The sequence below is a fragment of the Pandoraea sp. NPDC087047 genome (assembly GCF_044745225.1).
GTDB lineage: Bacteria > Pseudomonadota > Gammaproteobacteria > Burkholderiales > Burkholderiaceae > Pandoraea.
Map to the genome: position 1 here is coordinate 333,897 of NZ_JBIUZU010000002.1, position 18,349 is coordinate 352,245.

Annotated in this window: 17 protein-coding genes; 2 read left to right on the top strand and 15 right to left on the bottom strand. The window is 62.9% G+C overall.

Features of this window, described 5'->3' with window-relative positions; translation table 11 throughout:
* Position 1 precedes the first annotated feature (1 nt).
* The 15 genes from ACIPHM_RS04190 to ACIPHM_RS04260 form a co-directional block, all read right to left on the bottom strand.
* Complete coding sequence (locus tag ACIPHM_RS04190) at positions 2–703, bottom strand: phosphoribosylanthranilate isomerase (RefSeq protein WP_400324825.1); 702 nt, start codon at positions 701–703, stop codon at positions 2–4.
* Positions 700–1,500, bottom strand: coding sequence for a tRNA pseudouridine(38-40) synthase TruA (gene truA, locus ACIPHM_RS04195; protein ID WP_400324826.1), 801 nt, complete (start codon positions 1,498–1,500; stop codon positions 700–702). Before truA ends, ACIPHM_RS04190 begins: the two co-directional genes overlap by 4 nt.
* 103 nt (positions 1,501–1,603) lie before the next feature.
* Positions 1,604–4,714 carry a FimV/HubP family polar landmark protein gene (locus ACIPHM_RS04200; RefSeq protein ID WP_400324827.1) on the bottom strand — a complete coding sequence of 1,037 codons (3,111 nt, stop codon included), beginning with the start codon at positions 4,712–4,714 and terminating at the stop codon, positions 1,604–1,606.
* Positions 4,715–4,839: 125 nt separating this feature from the next.
* Positions 4,840–5,970, bottom strand: coding sequence for an aspartate-semialdehyde dehydrogenase (gene asd, locus ACIPHM_RS04205; RefSeq protein WP_400324829.1), 1,131 nt, complete (start codon positions 5,968–5,970; stop codon positions 4,840–4,842).
* A 60-nt stretch (positions 5,971–6,030) separates the two neighbouring features.
* Positions 6,031–7,098: a 3-isopropylmalate dehydrogenase gene (leuB, locus tag ACIPHM_RS04210; protein WP_400324830.1), complete on the bottom strand. Its 1,068-nt coding sequence runs from the start codon at positions 7,096–7,098 to the stop codon at positions 6,031–6,033.
* 35 nt (positions 7,099–7,133) lie between these two features.
* Positions 7,134–7,784 carry a 3-isopropylmalate dehydratase small subunit gene (leuD, locus tag ACIPHM_RS04215; RefSeq protein ID WP_400324831.1) on the bottom strand — a complete coding sequence of 217 codons (651 nt, stop codon included), beginning with the start codon at positions 7,782–7,784 and terminating at the stop codon, positions 7,134–7,136.
* A 133-nt stretch (positions 7,785–7,917) separates the two neighbouring features.
* The gene (locus ACIPHM_RS04220; protein WP_023596599.1) at positions 7,918–8,046 is read right to left on the bottom strand and encodes an entericidin A/B family lipoprotein; all 129 of its coding nucleotides are present in this window, start codon (positions 8,044–8,046) and stop codon (positions 7,918–7,920) included.
* A gap of 55 nt (positions 8,047–8,101) precedes the next feature.
* Complete coding sequence (gene leuC, locus ACIPHM_RS04225; RefSeq protein WP_400324833.1) at positions 8,102–9,511, bottom strand: 3-isopropylmalate dehydratase large subunit; 1,410 nt, start codon at positions 9,509–9,511, stop codon at positions 8,102–8,104.
* 283 nt (positions 9,512–9,794) lie between these two features.
* Positions 9,795–11,096, bottom strand: a complete 1,302-nt coding sequence (gltA, locus tag ACIPHM_RS04230) for a citrate synthase (RefSeq protein ID WP_400324834.1) — start codon at positions 11,094–11,096, stop codon at positions 9,795–9,797.
* Positions 11,097–11,125: 29 nt separating this feature from the next.
* A complete protein-coding gene (locus ACIPHM_RS04235) occupies positions 11,126–11,398 on the bottom strand; it encodes a succinate dehydrogenase assembly factor 2 (protein ID WP_400324835.1) in 273 nt (90 codons plus the stop codon).
* Between the two features lie 10 nt (positions 11,399–11,408).
* Positions 11,409–12,113 (bottom strand): succinate dehydrogenase iron-sulfur subunit, encoded by a 705-nt coding sequence (locus ACIPHM_RS04240; protein WP_039368514.1) that lies wholly within the window; start codon positions 12,111–12,113, stop codon positions 11,409–11,411.
* A 12-nt stretch (positions 12,114–12,125) separates the two neighbouring features.
* Complete coding sequence (sdhA, locus tag ACIPHM_RS04245; RefSeq protein ID WP_400324837.1) at positions 12,126–13,901, bottom strand: succinate dehydrogenase flavoprotein subunit; 1,776 nt, start codon at positions 13,899–13,901, stop codon at positions 12,126–12,128.
* Between the two features lie 3 nt (positions 13,902–13,904).
* Complete coding sequence (gene sdhD / locus ACIPHM_RS04250; RefSeq protein ID WP_400324838.1) at positions 13,905–14,270, bottom strand: succinate dehydrogenase, hydrophobic membrane anchor protein; 366 nt, start codon at positions 14,268–14,270, stop codon at positions 13,905–13,907.
* 1 nt (position 14,271) lies between these two features.
* Entirely contained in the window at positions 14,272–14,685 is a 414-nt protein-coding gene (gene sdhC / locus ACIPHM_RS04255; protein ID WP_400324840.1) for a succinate dehydrogenase, cytochrome b556 subunit, read from the bottom strand.
* 197 nt (positions 14,686–14,882) lie between these two features.
* Positions 14,883–15,722: a GntR family transcriptional regulator gene (locus ACIPHM_RS04260; RefSeq protein ID WP_400324842.1), complete on the bottom strand. Its 840-nt coding sequence runs from the start codon at positions 15,720–15,722 to the stop codon at positions 14,883–14,885.
* A gap of 348 nt (positions 15,723–16,070) precedes the next feature.
* Here ACIPHM_RS04260 and ACIPHM_RS04265 point away from each other — a divergent pair, with 348 nt between their 5' ends.
* Positions 16,071–17,054 carry a malate dehydrogenase gene (locus ACIPHM_RS04265; protein ID WP_400324844.1) on the top strand — a complete coding sequence of 328 codons (984 nt, stop codon included), beginning with the start codon at positions 16,071–16,073 and terminating at the stop codon, positions 17,052–17,054.
* A gap of 617 nt (positions 17,055–17,671) precedes the next feature.
* Positions 17,672–18,157 (top strand): hypothetical protein, encoded by a 486-nt coding sequence (locus ACIPHM_RS04270; protein ID WP_400324847.1) that lies wholly within the window; start codon positions 17,672–17,674, stop codon positions 18,155–18,157.
* Positions 18,158–18,349 lie beyond the last annotated feature (192 nt).

Genomic DNA, 18,349 nt, shown 5'->3' on the forward strand with positions numbered 1-18,349 from the left:
CTTATTCGGCGTCGGCAGCGAGCACCGCTTGCACGAACGCCGTCATGCGGGCGTGATCCTTCACGCCCCGCGACACCTCGACACCGCTCGATACGTCGACGGCATAAGGCGCCACCCGGCGGATGGCCTCAGCAACGTTGAGTGCGTTCAAGCCACCACTCAAAACGGCCCGACGCGCGATGTCTTTTGGAATAAGTGACCAATCGAAAACCTTTCCTCCACCGCCGTAGCCGTCTACCAGCGCATCGAGCAGGATGCCTTGCGCGGCGGTGTATGCATTGGCGAATTGTAGCAAATCGCCGCTGTCTTTCGTTTCCGGACCAATACGCATGGCGCGCATGTAGGGACGGTTGCCCGCCGCGGCAGACAGCGTCGCGCACTGCTCGGGGGTTTCGTCCCCATGGAATTGCAGCGTGGTGAGTGGCACGGCGTTCACGGTGCGGGCGATTTCGTCGGCGCTCGTGTTGACGAACAGGCCAACCAGACTCACGTACGGGGGCACCCGGCGGGCCAGTTCGGCCGCGCGGGCGGGCTCCACATAGCGAGGGCTGGGCGGATAGAAGACGAAACCGATGGCGTCGACGCCGAGCGCCACCGCATGATCGATGTCCGCCGCCTGCGAGAGGCCGCAAATCTTGATTCGCGTGCGGGACTGACGTGACTGGCCGGACTGACCGGACGGATTGGCGTTATCGGATTTCATGAACGGGCCCAGGGCATCGGGAACGGCCACGCAGCCAGGTTCGGCTCGGGCACATGGAAGCGCTCAGGATACCCCACGCGCGCCAGATACAGGCCGTCCGGCATGAACGTCGGCGCGGCCTGACGACGATCGAGGCTCGCGAGCACATGCGTCATCCAGCTCGCCGGCTGACGCCCGCGCCCGATGGTAACCAGACACCCCATGATGTTACGCACCATGTGATGCAAAAAAGCGCTCGCGCGGAAGCGGAAAATGAAGAAATCGCCCACCTGCTCGATGTCGATTGCGTACAGATGCTTCACCGGCGTCTTCGCCTGGCATTCAGAGGAACGGAAGGCGGAGAAGTCGTGCTCGCCCACGAGCACCTGGCTGGCCACGCGCATGGCGTCGAGATCGAGCGGCGTGTGCAGCCAGCCGCAACGGCCGTGGAGCAACGGCGAGCGCACCGGGTTTGCGTACAGCACGTAGAAATACGTGCGCTCGAAGGCGTTGAAACGCGCATGAAAATCGTCCGGCATCGCCTGCGCCCATTGCACGGCGACCGTCTTCGGCAAGAACGCGTTGACGCCGCGCACCCACGAGAACATGGCGCGATCGAGTTCGGTATCGAAGTGCACCACCTGACCGATGCCGTGTACGCCCGTATCGGTGCGGCCCGCGACCGTCGTTGGCAAGGCGACGCCGCCGAATTCCCGCAGCGCGGCTTCGAGCGCCTGCTGCACGGTGTTGCCATGCGGCTGCGATTGCCAGCCGGAGAACGCCGTGCCGTCGTAGTGGATGCCCAGTGCGATTCGCATATGAAAAAGAAAAATGGGCGCTCAACCTGCGAGCGCCCCAAACTACGGTCAATCAGTCCTGTACAGGCCGGTCCGCGCGATGTCTCGTCGCGTCACTTGCGCGTCACTTGCCCAACTCGGCCAGCCGCGCCCGGGCGACGGATTGCTGTGCAGCGTCGCCACCGGCGATCACCTCTTCGAGCAGTTCCCGTGCCCCTTCGTCGTCGCCGATGGTCTGGTACGCCGTGGCCAGTTCGAGCTTCGTATGGAATTCGTCCGGCACGCCCGGTTCCGTCGCACGCGGCGCGATGGGCTCGGGGGCCGGGGCCGGGGCCGCTGCGGGTGCCGCGGCTTGCGGCACCGGCGTGACGACTTGCGGCGACATAGGCGCGGCGGGGGCTTCGGCATACGGCGTCGTAGGCGCCTGACTCGGCAGCGTTTCGTGCTCGACCAGCGCTTCCTCACCGGTTTCGGCAGGCAGCGTCGGGGCGCTCACGAACGCAGGCGCGACGGAGGCGGCTTGCGAATCGTCACCCTTCAGATCGAGGCTGAAGTCCGACAGATCGAACGACATCGGCCTGAGCGACGGGGCTTCGTGCGCGGCGTCCGCGTAGGTGCGCGACGCATCGGATGCACTCGCGGCCTGCTGCATGGCGGCGTCGAAATCGGCATCGCTCAACTCGCCGTCGAGATCGTCGGCATGATCGGACGTTTGCCCGGCAGCCGTCGCGTCGGCGTGAGAATGCGCATCGCCGCCCAACGGCGCCATCGTGAACTGTACCGAGCCAATGCCCTTGCTGAGCGACGGCAAGGCTTCGCTCGAAATCGTCCCGACGTTCGTCGGCTGGCCCGGAATGCCCAGATCGAGATCACCCAGCATGCCCGCCACGCCGCCCTCCGGCGTCGCCTCCGCGACCGGGGCAGTTGCCGCAGCAGCGGGTTCGGGAGCCGATGCCGGTTCCGGCGATGCGGCGTGCGTCACCGCCGCCGCGCCGCCGACAGCCGCTGCGGCACCCAGTGCCTCAAGCGACGACAGGGTGGCTGCCTCCGGAGCGTCGTGAGCAACGGGCGTCTCACCCGCTTGTTCGGCAAACGCAGCGTCCCAATCGATTTCCGGCTCACTCGCAGCAGCCTCACTCACGTGCGCTTCGGCAGACGCTTCATGAGCTTCATCCCCGTGTTCGGCCACTGACGGCTCGCCGAGCCCTTCGGCGCGCGCCGTATCGGCCAGTTCGTCGCGCAGCGGTTCTTGCTCGGCGTCCCATGCATCGAGTTCGGTCGGCGCTGCCGCCTCGCTCGCCACAGGCTTGACGACCTCGGGCTGAACGCCTTCCACCGCAGCGGCATCCTCCTCCGGTGCGCGCCAATCGGCGTCGGCTGCCGGGTGCAGATGCTCGTCGGCCTCGGCCTGATTCGCCGCGTACAGCGCCGCTGCGCCCGCAGCGCCGGCCGCGGCCACACCGGCAGCGGCAGCCACGCCGTGCGATGTCGGCTCGGCGCTTTGCGGGGCATCGTGCGGCGCGTCGGGGCCGGGATGTCCATCGTGCACATCACCGCCATCGTCATACGGTCCCGGCTGGCCCGCCGGCGGCTCTGCACGGCGACGGCGCATGAGCCACCACAGGCCGAGCAATACCACCAGCGCACCGGCGCCCGGCAGCACATACGGGTTCTGCGTCACCGCACGCCACGTCATGGCGGCATTCGGTGCCGGCTTCGACTCGGCTGCCGGGGCACTGGCGGCCGCTGCCGAAGATGCGGCGTCGCTTGCCGATGCCGCAGCCGCGGCTGTGGCCTGCGACGCGCTCGCTTCGACCGACGCCGCCGAAGCGGCATCGCTCGCAGCGCTGGCGGTGGCTGCGGCAGTCCCCGCGCTCGCGGCTGCCTCGGTCGGTGCCGGCGTGGCGGTCGCAGCCGTTGCCGGCCCGGTCGTCTTGCTGTCGGCGGATTTCGCCGTCTTCTCTTGTGCAGTCGCCCCGGATGCGGTGGCGGCCTGCTGCTCCAGATTCGCGACGGCCTGACTCTTCATCGCCAACAGCTTCTGGAGATCTGCTACGTTCTTCTGCAACTCATTCACCCTGCCCTGAGCCTCGGTCTGCGCCTTGCCCTGGGCGATTTGCTCTTCTTCGCTGCCGCCGGCTCGACCGGCTGTGCCGGCCGCCCCACCCTTACTGGGTCGCGACAGCTTCAACTCATCGCGCGTGGCGGGAGCAGCGGCTTCTGGCGCCTTGCCCGCGTCGATCGCGCCCTGTGCACTGCGGCCACCGGCCGGTGCTGCCTGCCGTGCCGTCGATTCGGCCAGCCGCGCGCGATACGCGTCAAACTGTTCCCGCGCAGCCGACACGAACTTGCGCGCCTGGGCGGGAGGAATACTCTGCACTTGCGTATCGGTGGGACGATTCAACGTCGCCCCCTTACGCAACCGGTTGGGATCGTTGCCAATGAACGCCGAGCGGTTCGATTCGAACAGCGCCGTCATCATCTGCGCCAGCGTCGTGCCGCCTTCGCCGCTCGTGTACTCACGGGCAATCGACGACAGCGAATCGCCACGGCCCACCTTGCGCGCACCTTCGTCCGTTGCCGCCGAACCGTTCTGCCCGGCCTTGCCCGACGTCGCGGGCGCTGCCGGCGCAGGGGCCGCAGCCGAAGGCGCAGGCGCAGGTGAGGAGGAGGACGCAGCGGAAGCGGACGAAGCAGAAGACGCAGACGAGGTGGACGTAGCCGCCCCGCCTGACGAACTTGTCGCAGCGGCAGGCACGACCGCCTCCGGCTGCGCGGCACTGGCTTCAGGAATGGCGGAGAGCGTCACTGCATTGGACTGACGGCCCGTGCGCCATTCGAGCACCAGCAACAAATCGAGGAACGACGTGTTGATCGGCTCGGCCGAATCGACATGCACGAGATACGTGCCGCTGTACCCTGCCTCACGCCCGCCCGTCGGCGATACCGACACGGAGAGCTTCTCGAGCGTGGGGTCGTAGCGCAGACCGGCTTGCCTGAAGGCATCGCGCGGCGCGAGCTTCACCGACAACCCGTCGGCCTCCGCCTGCGACACGTTGCCCAGCACGATCACGGCGCGTAGCGGCTGCCCCGGACCGGAGCGCACTTGTTGCGGCCCGAACTCGGCGGCCCCGGCGTTGACGAGCCCAAGGCTCCACAAAACAGCCGCCGCCGCACTCAGGCGAAACGATTTGCGGGACGAATTTGCGCGCTTGCCGGTCGAGAGTTTCCGCACTATGTCTTGTCTAGCCTGTCAGTCGTTTGTCACTGGCCGCCCCTGCAAAATGGGCAACCTCCCAAAGCGCGGACGGCGGCCTCGCGGGCCGCCGTTCTTCACGCCTTACCGATACGCTGCAACGCTTAAGCGTCGAGCAGGATCCGCAGCATGCGGCGCAGCGGTTCGGCCGCGCCCCACAACAGTTGATCGCCCACCGTAAATGCCGACAGGTACTCCGGACCCATCGACATCTTGCGCAAGCGACCCACCGGGATCGTCATCGTGCCGGTCACGGCAGCCGGCGTCAAATCGGTCATCGACGCCTCGCGCGTGTTCGGCACGACCTCCACCCAGTCGTTCGCCTGGCCGATGATGTCGGTCAGTTCGTCTAACGGCACATCTTTCGTAAGCTTGATGGTCAGTGCCTGGCTATGACAGCGCATCGCACCGATACGCACGCACAGACCGTCGACCGGAATGGCGCGCGTGCCCGGGAAACCCTCGCCCAGACCCAGAATCTTGTTGGTCTCGGCCCCGCCCTTCCACTCTTCCTTGGACTGACCGTTGCCCAGATCCTTGTCGATCCAGGGAATGAGGTTACCACCAAGTGGCACGCCGAATTGCTTGGTTTCGTCGGCCGTGAACGCGTGTTGCTTGGCGAGCACCTTACGGTCGATTTCGAGAATGGCCGAGTGCGGATCGTCGAGCAGTGCCTTGACTTCGGCGTTGATGCTGCCGAACTGCGTGAGCAATTCGCGCATATGCTGTGCGCCGCCGCCCGAGGCTGCCTGATACGTCATCGACGTCAGCCAGTCGACCAGACCCTTCTCGAACAGACCGCCCAGCCCCATCAGCATACAGCTCACGGTGCAGTTGCCGCCGACGAAGTTCTTCGTGCCCTTCGTGAGCGCGTTCTTGATCACGCCGAGATTGACCGGGTCGAGGACGATGATGGCGTCGTCCTTCATGCGCAGCGTCGAGGCCGCGTCGATCCAGTAACCGTTCCAGCCCGCAGCACGAAGCTTCGGGAAGATCTCGGTTGTGTAGTCACCGCCCTGGCAGGTAATGATGATGTCGCATTTTTTCAGCTCGTTGACATCATTGGCGTCTTTCAGCGAAGTTTCGTTCTTCGCCATCGACGGGGCTTTGCCGCCCGCGTTGCTGGTGCTGAAAAACACCGGCTCGATCAAGGCGAAGTCGTTCTCCTGCTGCATACGCTGCATCAGAACCGAACCGACCATGCCCCGCCAACCTACCAGACCTACGGTTTTCATTTATCCACTCTCTTATCGTTGCAATTGCGCCGAGGGGCGTCTCACGACGCCCCGTCAACGTTATAGCGCGGCAACTACCGCCGCGCCCATTTCGCGCGTACCGACCTTGGTCGCGCCTTCCTGCCAGATGTCGGGCGTGCGCAGTCCTTGCGCCAGCACCTTCTTGACTGCGCTCTCCACGCGGTCGGCCTGTTCGGCACGGCCCAGCGTGTAGCGCAGCATCATGGCAGCCGACAGGATCGTGGCCAACGGATTGGCCATGCCCTTGCCGGCGATATCGGGAGCCGAACCGTGCGACGGTTCGTAAAGCCCCTTGTTATTGGCATCGAGCGACGCCGACGGCAGCATGCCGATCGAGCCCGTGAGCATCGCCGCTTCGTCCGACAGGATATCGCCGAACATGTTGCCAGTCACCACCACGTCGAAGTTCTTCGGCGCCTTGACCAGTTGCATCGCGGCATTGTCGACGTACATATGCGAGAGCTCGACCTCCGGATACTGCCTGGCGACCTCGATCATCGTGTCGCGCCACAGTTGCGACGTCTCGAGCACATTGGCCTTGTCCACCGAGCAAAGACGCTTGTCGCGCTTGGCTGCCGCCTGGAATGCCACGTGCGCAATACGCTCCACTTCGGGCACGCTATAGCGCATGGTATCAAAACCTTCGCGCGCACCTTCGAAAGCCCCATCCGGCGATTGACGGAAACCCTTGGGCTGACCGAAGTAAATATCGCCGTTCAGCTCGCGAATGATCAGGATGTCCAACCCTGACACGATTTCCGGCTTCAGGCTCGACGCATCCGCCAGTTCCTTGTATAGAATGGCCGGACGGAAGTTGGCGAACAGCTGAAGGTGCTTGCGCAGCCCCAGAATCGCCTGCTCGGGACGCAGCGCGCGCTCGAGCGAATCGTACTTCCAGTCACCCACGGCGCCGAACAGAATGGCGTCGGCTTCCTTGGCCAGCTTGAGCGTGGCTTCCGGCAGCGGGTGACCCGACGCCTCATAGCCCGCCCCGCCCACCGGCGCTTCTTCCAGTTCGAACGTCTCGCCAAGTGCGTTCAGCACATTGACGGCTTCCGTCACGATTTCCGGACCAATGCCGTCACCCGGCAACACAGCAATTTTCATGCAATCTCCTTGGATGTGCCTTGAGTACGCGGGGCTCAGCCCGGCAAACGCGTTGCGAGCCACGGCTGCTTGGCGAGCCGCTCCGCTTCATAGGCGCGAATCTTGTCGGCGTGACGCAGTGTCAGGCCGATATCGTCGAAACCGTTCAACAGGCAGTACTTGCGGAACGGCGCGATGTCGAACTCGTAAGCGCGACCGTCCGCCGTAATCACCGCCTGCTTTTCCAGATCGATGGTCAACTGATAGCCGTTGAACGCGGCCGTCTCGTTGAACAGATGATCGACCTGCATCTCGGACAGCGCGATCGGCAGCAGCCCGTTCTTGTAGCAGTTGTTGAAGAAGATGTCGGCGAAACTCGGCGCGATGACCGCGCGGAAACCGTATTGCTGCAACGCCCACGGCGCGTGCTCACGCGAGCTGCCGCAGCCGAAGTTCTTACGTGCGAGCAGCACCGTCGCGCCCTGGAAGCGCGGCTGGTTCAGCACGAAGTTCGGGTTGAGCGGACGTGTGCTGCAATCCTGGCCCGGCTGGCCGACATCGAGATAACGCCATTCGTCGAACAGGTTCGGGCCAAAGCCCGTGCGCTTGATCGACTTCAGGAATTGCTTGGGGATGATCGCGTCGGTATCGACGTTTTCGCGATCCAGCGGTGCCACCAACCCCGTATGGACGGTAAATTTTTCCATCACGAACCACCTGATCAAAACAGTTCGGCTGCGGCTTGTTTCTCGCGCTGATGCCTGGAGTCAAAGCCGTCAAAACCGGAAATTTCGGAGGTGCGCGGGCGAGGCATCTGCCCCGGCGACGCGCACCGTCGCATCACTTCTTCGCAGCGTTTTCGAGCGCCGAGCCCGCGGCTTGCGTATCCTTGCCGAGGCCCGCCATCGTGTTGCAACCCGCCACGCCCAATAGCAGCACCGCACCGATCAGCATCCACAGTTTCTTCATGGTTTTGTCTCTATCAAAGAAATTGTCAAACAACGGATAAATCGATGCCTGCGTATCAGACGAGACGACGCACGTCGACGAAATGGCCCTCGATGGCGGCTGCCGCAGCCATGGCCGGGCTCACCAGATGGGTACGCCCGCCTGCGCCCTGACGGCCTTCGAAGTTACGGTTCGAGGTTGAGGCGCAGCGCTCGCCCGACTCCAGGCGGTCGGCGTTCATCGCCAGACACATCGAGCAGCCCGGCTCGCGCCATTCGAAGCCGGCGGCCTTGAAGACCTTGTCCAACCCTTCCTGCTCGGCCTGCTGCTTCACGAGCCCGGAACCCGGCACGACCATCGCCAGACGCACGTTCGACGCGACACGTCGACCGAGCTTCTTCACGACGTAAGCGGCTGCGCGAATGTCTTCGATGCGCGAGTTGGTGCACGAACCGATGAACACCTTGTCGACGTTGATGCTCGCCATCGGCGTGTCCGGCGTGAGCGCCATGTACTCGAGCGCGCGCTCCATGGCGCTGCGCTTGACCGGGTCCTTCTCCTTCTCGGGATCGGGCACGCGATCTTCAATGCTCACGACCATCTCCGGCGACGTCCCCCAGCTCACCTGCGGACGCAGCGTGTTGGCGTCGATCTCGACCACGTGGTCGAACGCGGCGCCCGGATCGGTGTGGAACGTACGCCAGTAAGCCTCGGCTTGCTGGAGCTCCACGCCGGCCGGCGCGAACGGGCGGCCCTTCACGTAGTTGATGGTCGTGTCGTCGACCGCCACCAGACCCGCGCGGGCACCGGCCTCGATGGCCATGTTGCACACGGTCATGCGGCCTTCCATCGTGAGCGAGCGGATGGCCGAACCGGCGAACTCGATCGTGTAGCCCGTACCGCCTGCCGTGCCGATCTTGCCGATGACGGCCAGCACGATGTCCTTCGCGGAACAGCCGCGCGGCAGCGTGCCTTCGACCTTCACGAGCATGTTCTTGCTCTTCTTCATCAGCAAGGTCTGGGTGGCGAGCGCGTGCTCGACTTCCGACGTGCCGATGCCGAACGCGAGCGCGCCGAAAGCACCGTGCGTGGACGTATGCGAGTCACCGCACACCACCGTCATGCCGGGCAGCGTGGCGCCCTGCTCCGGGCCGATCACGTGCACGATGCCCTGACGCACGTCGTTCATCTTGAATTGAGTGATGCCGAAGCTGTCGCAGTTCGTGTCGAGCGTGTCGACCTGCAAACGCGACACCGGATCGGCGATGCCTTGCGTGCGGTCCGTGGTCGGCACGTTGTGGTCCGACACCGCGAGGTTGGCGGACAAACGCCAGACCGGACGCTGCGCGAGTTTCAGACCCTCAAACGCCTGCGGACTGGTCACCTCGTGCAACAGATGACGGTCGATGTAAAGCACGGTCGTGCCATCGTCCTCGGTATGCACGACGTGTGCATCCCACAACTTGTCATACAGCGTCTTGGCCATGATAAAAAACGCGGGGGCGCAATATAGTTCTGAGAACAGAATATCGTTCTGTGAACTTTTGATTATGCCATAGCGCTTTCGCGCCGGCGGAATACGAAATCCCCGGGAAACCGGGCGGCAAACGCACGATGAACCGGGGATTTGTGCGAATCACGGCAGCTTGTGCCGTGAATTCGAATATAGCGCAACGAGGGCTCGTTGCGGGCCGCACCGCCTTGCCGTTTCGGCAAGGTTGCGGTGCCGGCACGGCAAGCGGGGGCCGTGCCGGACGCCGTCGACTGGCTTAGCGCTTGTCGATCGGCGTGACTTCGCGCGGCGTGTGGCCGATGAACAACTGACGCGGACGACCGATCTTCTGGTCCGGCTCGCCGATCATTTCGTTCCACTGCGCGATCCAGCCCACGGTACGGGCCAGCGCGAAGATGCAGGTGAACATCGAGGTCGGGATACCCAGCGCGCGCTGAACGATGCCGGAGTAGAAGTCGACGTTCGGGTACAGCTTGCGCGACACGAAGTATTCGTCTTCCAGAGCGATCTTCTCGAGCTGCATGGCCAGCTTGAACAGCGGGTCATCGTGCAGGCCCAGTTCGTTGAGCACTTCGTAGCACGTCTCGCGCATCAGCTTGGCACGCGGGTCGTAGTTCTTGTACACGCGGTGACCGAAGCCCATGAGCTTCACGCCCGAGTTCTTGTCCTTCACCTGCTTGATGAATTCGGGGATCTTGTCCGGCGAACCGATCTGCTCGAGCATGTTCAGTGCGGCTTCGTTCGCACCACCGTGCGCCGGGCCCCACAGACATGCGATACCGGCAGCGATACACGCGAACGGGTTCGCACCCGACGAACCGGCCAGACGGACGGTCGACGTCGAAGCGTTCTGCTCGTGATCGGCGTGCAGGATCAGGATACGGTCCAGTGCTCGCACCAGCACGTCGTTGACCTTGTACTCTTCGCACGGGTTGGCGAACATCATGCGCATGAAGTTCGCGCTGTACGACAGGTCGTTGCTCGGGAACACGAACGGCTGACCGATGCTGTACTTGAACGCCATGGCGACGAGCGTCGGCAGCTTGGCGATCAGACGAATCGCCGAAACTTCGCGGTGCTTCGGATCATTGATGTCCAGCGAGTCGTGGTAGAACGCCGACAGGGCGCCGACCGAACCGGTCAGCACGGCCATGGGGTGAGCGTCGCGACGGAAGCCACGGAAGAAGAAGTTCATCTGCTCGTGAACCATCGTGTGATAGGTCACGGTGTCGACGAATTCCTGCTTCTCCTTGACGTTCGGCAGCTCGCCCTTGAGCAACAGGTACGAAGTCTCGAGGAAGTCGCAGTTGGTGGCCAACTGCTCGATCGGGTAGCCGCGGTACAGCAGCTCGCCCTTGTCGCCATCGATGTAGGTGATGGCGGAATTGCACGACGCCGTCGACATGAAGCCGGGGTCATACGTGAACTTACCGGTCTGGCCGTACAGCTTGCGGATGTCAATCACATCCGGGCCCATCGTACCCTGATAAATCGGCAGCTCTACGCTGGGCGAATCGTCAGAGAAAGATAGGGTGGCTTTAACATCAGACGGAGTCATATCGCTTCCTCAAAAAATTTCTAAAACCCCTACACGGCACGCAAAAGCGCCAGCAGGCGCCGCACGTCCGGCCCGTCCAGATCCGCCTCGGGCTCTTTACGCGCTAGCAGCAGATCCATCAAATCGTTATCGCTCAAATCGAGCAACTTGGTGAGGGCGCCCACATCCCCGTCAGTCAGCGACGCTTCGTACTTGGCGAAGAATCGTTCGAGGATAAGGTCGTTTTCCAGCAAACCGCGGCGTGCCCGCCAGCGCAGGCGGGCACGTTTTACCGGATCGGACTGGTGAGTGGTATCCGGCATGATCGTCAGGTCAGACGGCGCGACGCACCATCAGCTCCTTGATCTTGCCAATGGCCTTCGTCGGGTTCAGACCCTTCGGGCACACATCCACGCAGTTCATGATCGTGTGGCAGCGGAACAGGCGGTACGGATCTTCCAGGTTGTCCAGACGCTCGCTGGTTGCCGTATCGCGGCTGTCAGCGATGAAGCGGTAAGCCTGCAGAAGACCGGCCGGGCCGACGAACTTGTCTGGGTTCCACCAGAAGCTCGGGCACGACGTGGAGCACGATGCGCACAGAATACACTCGTACAGACCGTCGAGCTCGTCACGCTGTTCGGGCGACTGCAGACGCTCCTTCTCCGGTGCCGGCTCGGGGTTGATCAGGTACGGCTTGATCGAGTGGTACTGGTTGAAGAAGTGCGTCATGTCGACGATCAGGTCGCGAATGACGGGCAGGCCCGGCAGCGGCTTCAGAACGATCTTGTTCGGCAGGTCATTCATGTTGGTCAGGCAGGCCAGACCGTTCTTGCCGTTGATGTTCATCGCGTCCGAACCGCACACGCCTTCGCGGCACGAGCGGCGGAAGGCGATGCCTTCGTCGATCTTCTTGAGCTTGACCAGGGCGTCGAGCAGCATGCGCTCGTGACCGTCGAGTTCGACCTCGTAGGTCTGCATGTACGGTGCAGCGTCCTTGTCCGGATCGTAGCGGTAGACTTCAAAAATGCGTTTCATGATCTTGCGAATCCCTTAGAACGTCCGCGCCTTGGGCGGAACCGAGTCGACGGTCAGCGGCTTCAACTGCACCGGCTTGTAATCCAGACGGTTGCCTTCGCTGAAGAACAGCGAGTGGCGCATCCAGTTGGCGTCGTCGCGCTCCGGATAGTCGCTGTGCGCGTGTGCCCCGCGGCTTTCCTTGCGGGCTTCGGCTGCGATCATGGTGGCCTTGGCCACTTCGATCAGGTTGTCGACTTCCAGCGCTTCCATACGCGCCGTGTTGAACACCTTCGACTTGTCCTTCAGGTGGACATGCGACACGCGCTCGGCCACTTGCTTGATCTCGTCCACGCCTTCCTTGAGCAGTTCCGAGGTACGGAACACGCCGGCGTGCTTCTGCATCGTCGCGCGGATATCGTTGGCGATGTCCTGTGCGTACTCGCCCGAGCTCGACCCTTCCAGACGCCCCAGACGCGCCAGTGCGTTCTCGCCGGCATCGGCGGGCAGCGGCTTGTGGTCGCCGTGATTCTTCACGAAGTCGACGATGTGGTTACCGGCAGCGCGGCCGAACACCACGAGATCGAGCAGCGAGTTCGTGCCCAGACGGTTGGCACCGTGGACCGACACGCACGAGCATTCGCCCACAGCGTAGAAACCATTGACGGGGACCGACGAGCCGTCCTTCTGCAGGACGACCTGACCGTTGTAGTTCGTCGGAATACCGCCCATCTGATAGTGGATGGTCGGCACGACGGGAATCGGTTCCTTGATCGCGTCGACGTTGGCGAACTTCAGCGCGATTTCGCGAATCGACGGCAGGCGCTTCATGATCGTCTCGGCACCGATGTGCGAGAGGTCGAGCAGCACGTAGTCGCCATTCGGGCCGCAACCACGGCCTTCCTTGATTTCCTGGTCCATCGAACGCGACACGAAGTCACGCGGCGCCAGATCCTTCAGCGTCGGGGCATAGCGTTCCATGAAACGCTCGCCGTTCGAGTTGCGCAGAATACCGCCTTCGCCGCGCACACCTTCGGTGATCAGCACGCCCGCGCCAGCCACGCCGGTCGGGTGGAATTGCCAGAATTCCATGTCTTCGAGCGGAATGCCTGCACGCGCAGCCATGCCCAGACCGTCACCGGTGTTGATGAACGCGTTGGTCGAAGCGGCGTACACACGGCCGGCACCGCCGGTCGCGAACAACGTGCACTTGCCTTCGAGCAGGTAGACGTCGCCGGTTTCGAGTTCCAGTGCCGACACGCCGAGGACATCGCCCTCTTCGTTGCGGATCAGGTCGAGCGCCATCCACTCCACGAAGAAGTGCGTCTTGGCAGCGACGTTCTGCTGGTACAGCGTATGCAGCAGCGCGTGACCGGTACGGTCGGCAGCCGCGCAAGCGCGCTGAACGGGCTTCTCGCCGTAGTTGGCCGTGTGACCGCCGAACGGACGCTGGTAAATCGTGCCGTCCGGGTTACGGTCGAACGGCATGCCGAAGTGTTCCAGTTCGTAGACGGCGTTCGGTGCCTGACGGCACATGAACTCGATCGCATCCTGGTCGCCGAGCCAGTCGGAGCCCTTGATGGTGTCGTAGAAGTGGTAATGCCAGTTGTCTTCGCTCATGTTGCCGAGCGAAGCACCGATGCCGCCCTGAGCAGCGACGGTATGCGAACGGGTGGGGAACACCTTGGACAGCACTGCCACCGACAGACCGGCCTTGGCCAGTTGCAGCGAAGCGCGCATGCCCGAACCACCTGCGCCCACGATGACTACGTCAAAGCGGCGGCGCGGCAGCGAATTTTTAATTGCAGCCATTCTTTACACTCTCCACAGAATCTGCGCGGCGTAGCCGGCACAAGCCAGCAGCCAGACGATCGTCAGCGCGTACAGCGCCAGTCGCACACCGACGGGCTTGACGTAGTCCATCCAGATGTCGCGAATGCCGACCCACGCGTGGTAGAACAGCGCGAGCAGCGTGACGAACGTGGCCAACTTCATCCACTGATGCGAGAAGATGCCGGCCCAGCCTTCGTAGGAGAAATCCTTGGCGGTGAAGAACCACACCAGCAGGATCACGGTGTACACGGCCATGATGACCGCGGTCATGCGCTGCGCAATCCAGTCGCGCAGGCCGTAGTGGGCCCCGACGACGAGGCGCTTCGAACCGATATTGTTCTGTGCCATCTTAGAACGCTCCGAACAGCTTGAGGGCGACGGCCAGCGTCAGTACCAGCGACACGGCCAGCACGACCACTGCCGAACTCTTACCGCCTTCCTTGCTCACTGCATCGTGATTGAAGTCCATGCGCAGATGGCGCACGCCGGCACAGAAGTGGTGCAGGAAGCCCCACGACAACGCCAGGATGACGAGCTTGACAAACCAGTTGGAGGCGACGCTTCGAAGCGTGTCGAAGGTCAGTTCCGACGTGAGGCTCTGTTCGAACAAGTACAGCGCGAACGGCAACAGAAGGAACAAGATTACACCGCTAATACGGTGCAGGATGGAAACGATACCAGCCGGCGGGAGACGGTACGAGACAATCTGTCCGATACCGATATTCCTGTAGACTGGCCGCTCTTTTTTTACCACTTCAGCCATGCTAGACCCCATGTAGTTACATCAGCTCCGGATTTTAGCGCCGATTCTAGTGCGTTGCACCATACCGGTTCCAATGCTCCGGAAATTCCTGCCAACGGCGCACGACACGCCGCCCCTCATGCTTCGACTCTCAGACACTCGCCGGCCACGACACCGGCTCGCTTCTGGGAAAGTCGCCCTACCCTCTCAACTCGAATTCAACTCAATTCGTTCTGATAATGATGTTCCGTGGTGACATACCAGCCCCGGCGCACTTCCACCGGTTTATCGCCGTAAGTGTACGAGACACGCTCCACACTCAGCAGCGGAAACCCCTTCGGCACTTTGAGCAGATCCGCGGTCATGTCGTCCGCGGCCACGGCGCGAACTTTTTCCACGGCGCGGATCATCCGCGTGCCGAATTCGTCTTCGAACAGGCCATACATCGGCCCCTTGTATTCGTTGAGCCTCTCCGCCGTCAACCCGCGGAACAGCGCCCCCGGCAGCCAGATTTCGTCGAGCACCGTGGGACGGTCCGAGAAATCCATCATGCGACGAATCAGAATCACGCCATCGCCCGCACGCAGATCGAGCTGACGCGCGATCTCTGCCGGCGCCCGCATGCGGCGGCACTCGATCAGGCGGCTGGGCGGGTGATGGGGTTCGCCCGAGTCGGGCGCAAGACGCAGGAACCGGAACTGCACCCGGTCCTCGTGATGGGTAGCGACGAACGTGCCGCGACCCTGACGGCGCACGAGCAGATTCTCGGCGGCCAACTCGTCGATGGCTTTACGTACGGTCCCCTGACTCACCTTGTAACGGGCGGCCAGATCGACTTCGCTGGGGATGATTTCGCCGGGCTTCCATTCGCCGGCCTGAAGGCTCTGAGTAATGAGCCCCTTGATCTGCTGGTACAGCGGGCTGAACGTCGGCGACGCTCCGGCGACGGTACCCTGCAAAGCCTGAGCGGCTGGTACTGCGTCGCGCGCGCTGTCCGATCGCTGCGGGGCATCGACAGGCGGCGTGGTGTTGGATGTGTCGCGAACGTTCGCATTCATGGCGGGGATTTGACCACAAATCAAGGCCTTCGTCCATCGAATAACAGCAATAATCCTATGTCTTATATAAGACATAAGATAGAGTTGACATTCGGTGTAGCGACTCCTACACTGGCGCGGGCTAACAGGGGCCTGCAGCCGCAGCACCGCAATCTTATAAGATAAGAGAGTCCGGTGCTTCGCACATGTCGACGGCAGCACACCCCGCGCAGCCCGCAAGCTTCCGTAGGTCAAGGAATTTTAGAAGCTTCATGTGACGCGGCGCTGTCAGCCTGGCAAAAAATGCCACCCGGACGGCGAGCCCATCCTGAGCTTCGCAGGAATTTGTACACGTCTGGAGAGATTCTCATGGCAAAACCCGCAATGCGTGTCGCCGTCACCGGCGCCGCTGGCCAAATCGGCTACTCCCTGCTGTTCCGCATCGCCAATGGCGACATGCTCGGCAAGGATCAGCCCGTCATCCTGCAACTGCTCGACCTCCCGCAAGCTCAAGCCGCCGTCAAGGGCGTCGTGATGGAGCTCGAAGACTGCGCGTTCCCGCTGCTCGCTGGCGTGGTCGTGACCGACGACCCCAAGGTCGCCTTCAAGGACGCCGACGTTGCCCTGCTGGTGGGCGCCCGTCCGCGCTCGAAGGGCATGGAGCGTAAGGATCTGCTCGAAGCCAACGGCGCAATCTTCACGGTGCAGGGCAAGGCCCTGGACGAAGTCGCCAGCCGTAATGTCAAGGTGCTGGTCGTCGGCAACCCGGCGAACACCAACGCCTACATCGCCATGAAGTCGGCCCCGAATCTGCCGAAGGAAAACTTCACCGCGATGCTGCGCCTGGACCACAACCGTGCCCTGTCGCAACTCGCCGCCAAGACCGGCAAGCCGGTCGCCAGCATCGAAAAACTGGCCGTGTGGGGCAACCACTCGCCGACGATGTACGCCGATTACCGCTTCGCCACGATCGACGGCCAGAGCGTCAAGACCCTGATCAACGACGACGTGTGGAACAACGACGTGTTCCTGCCGACCGTCGGCAAGCGCGGCGCCGCCATCATCGAAGCTCGCGGCCTGTCGTCGGCCGCTTCGGCTGCCAACGCCGCCATCGACCACATCCATGACTGGGTGCTGGGCTCGAACGGCAAGTGGGTCACGATGGGTATCCCGTCGGATGGCTCGTACGGCATTCCGGAAGATGTGATCTACGGCGTGCCGGTGATCTGCGAAAACGGCAAGTACAAGCGCGTGGAGGGCCTCGAGATCGACGCCTACTCGCGTGAAAAGATGAACTTCACGCTCAAGGAGCTCGAAGAAGAGCGCGCCGGCGTGGCACATCTGCTGGGCTAATTTCCCAGGAGTACCCCGGGGAATCGGCCCCACGCGATGCCAGAAGCGTCGCAACGGGCCGAAACTGCGCCGGCAGCTTACCCCCAGTGCCGGCGCAACTCCCCCTCGAAGCAAGCAGTGCCCGAACGTTCCTTGAAACCAGAGTGACGACATACCGCGCCCGCTCACCAGCCAAAGCGCTATGATCCTGCCACTAACTCACGCAACATCGAGCGATTTCTTGGCCAAGCGAATGCAGCGCCTCATTGCCGCCAGCAACGCACCGCTCCGGACAGCCCGTGCCGGCGCATTGCCCGCGGCGAGCGCACTGAGCGCCACTGCGCGCAGTCGCCCACGCAAACCCTCGCGTTCTCTTGGCCAAGCATCCCGCCCGCAGCGCCTCATGACCTCTCCCGGGAGCAGGCTCGTGACCCGGCGCCGTCCGATCCGGCGAGACGCCGAATTCCGCACCGCACCACAACTCGCAGCGACGCCGGTCCAGACCGCCGTCGCCGGACGTGCTTGTCTGAAAGGAATTGAAAAAATTTGTATGGTGACGTCGAACCACGCAGACTTCGTACGATAATCTGCGCTTTTGTCATTGTCCGCCCGTACCCTCGACTTTCTGGAGACTCACCATGAAAAAGCTTTGCCTGACTGCGCTGGTTGCCTTGTGCTCTGTCGCCCTTGCCCCGACGGCATTTGCCGCCGACACGACCACCAAGACAACGGCCAAGAAGCCTGCGCCGAAGAAGAAGGCACCGGCCAAGAAGAAGGCTGTCGCTGCCGCACCGGCGCAACCGGACGAAGGCTCGGAACTCTGGAGCTGCAAAGAGAACAATAACTTGTACATCAAGGGCGACATGAAGCGCGACCAGGTGTTGACGATGTTCTGGGAAGGTCGCAATTACAAGCTGCCGCGTCAACAGACGACCACGGGCGCTGACCGCTTCTATGACGCCGCGAGCGGCATGGATCTGGTCGTGATCCCGGCCAAGGCAATGCTGTTCACGCACCGCGATGGCGGCAGCCGTCTGGCTGACGAGTGCATGACGAAAGAGATGTCGGAGCAGAACAAGCTTGCCCCGACTCAGTCGAACGAACTGATCAAGATCACCAACTGAGCTCGCGCTCGGTGGATACCGATACCGACATCGTTCGCGTGATGCGCCAGCCGCTTTCCTGCCGCAGCTTCAGCATTATCTGTAGTACCCGGTACGCCGGACATTCGACGTACTGGCATCGCGGCGAGCACTCACGTAAGTGCCCGCGCGATGCCGGCCCCCGCTAATCGCATCACCACCGCTTTGTTTTTC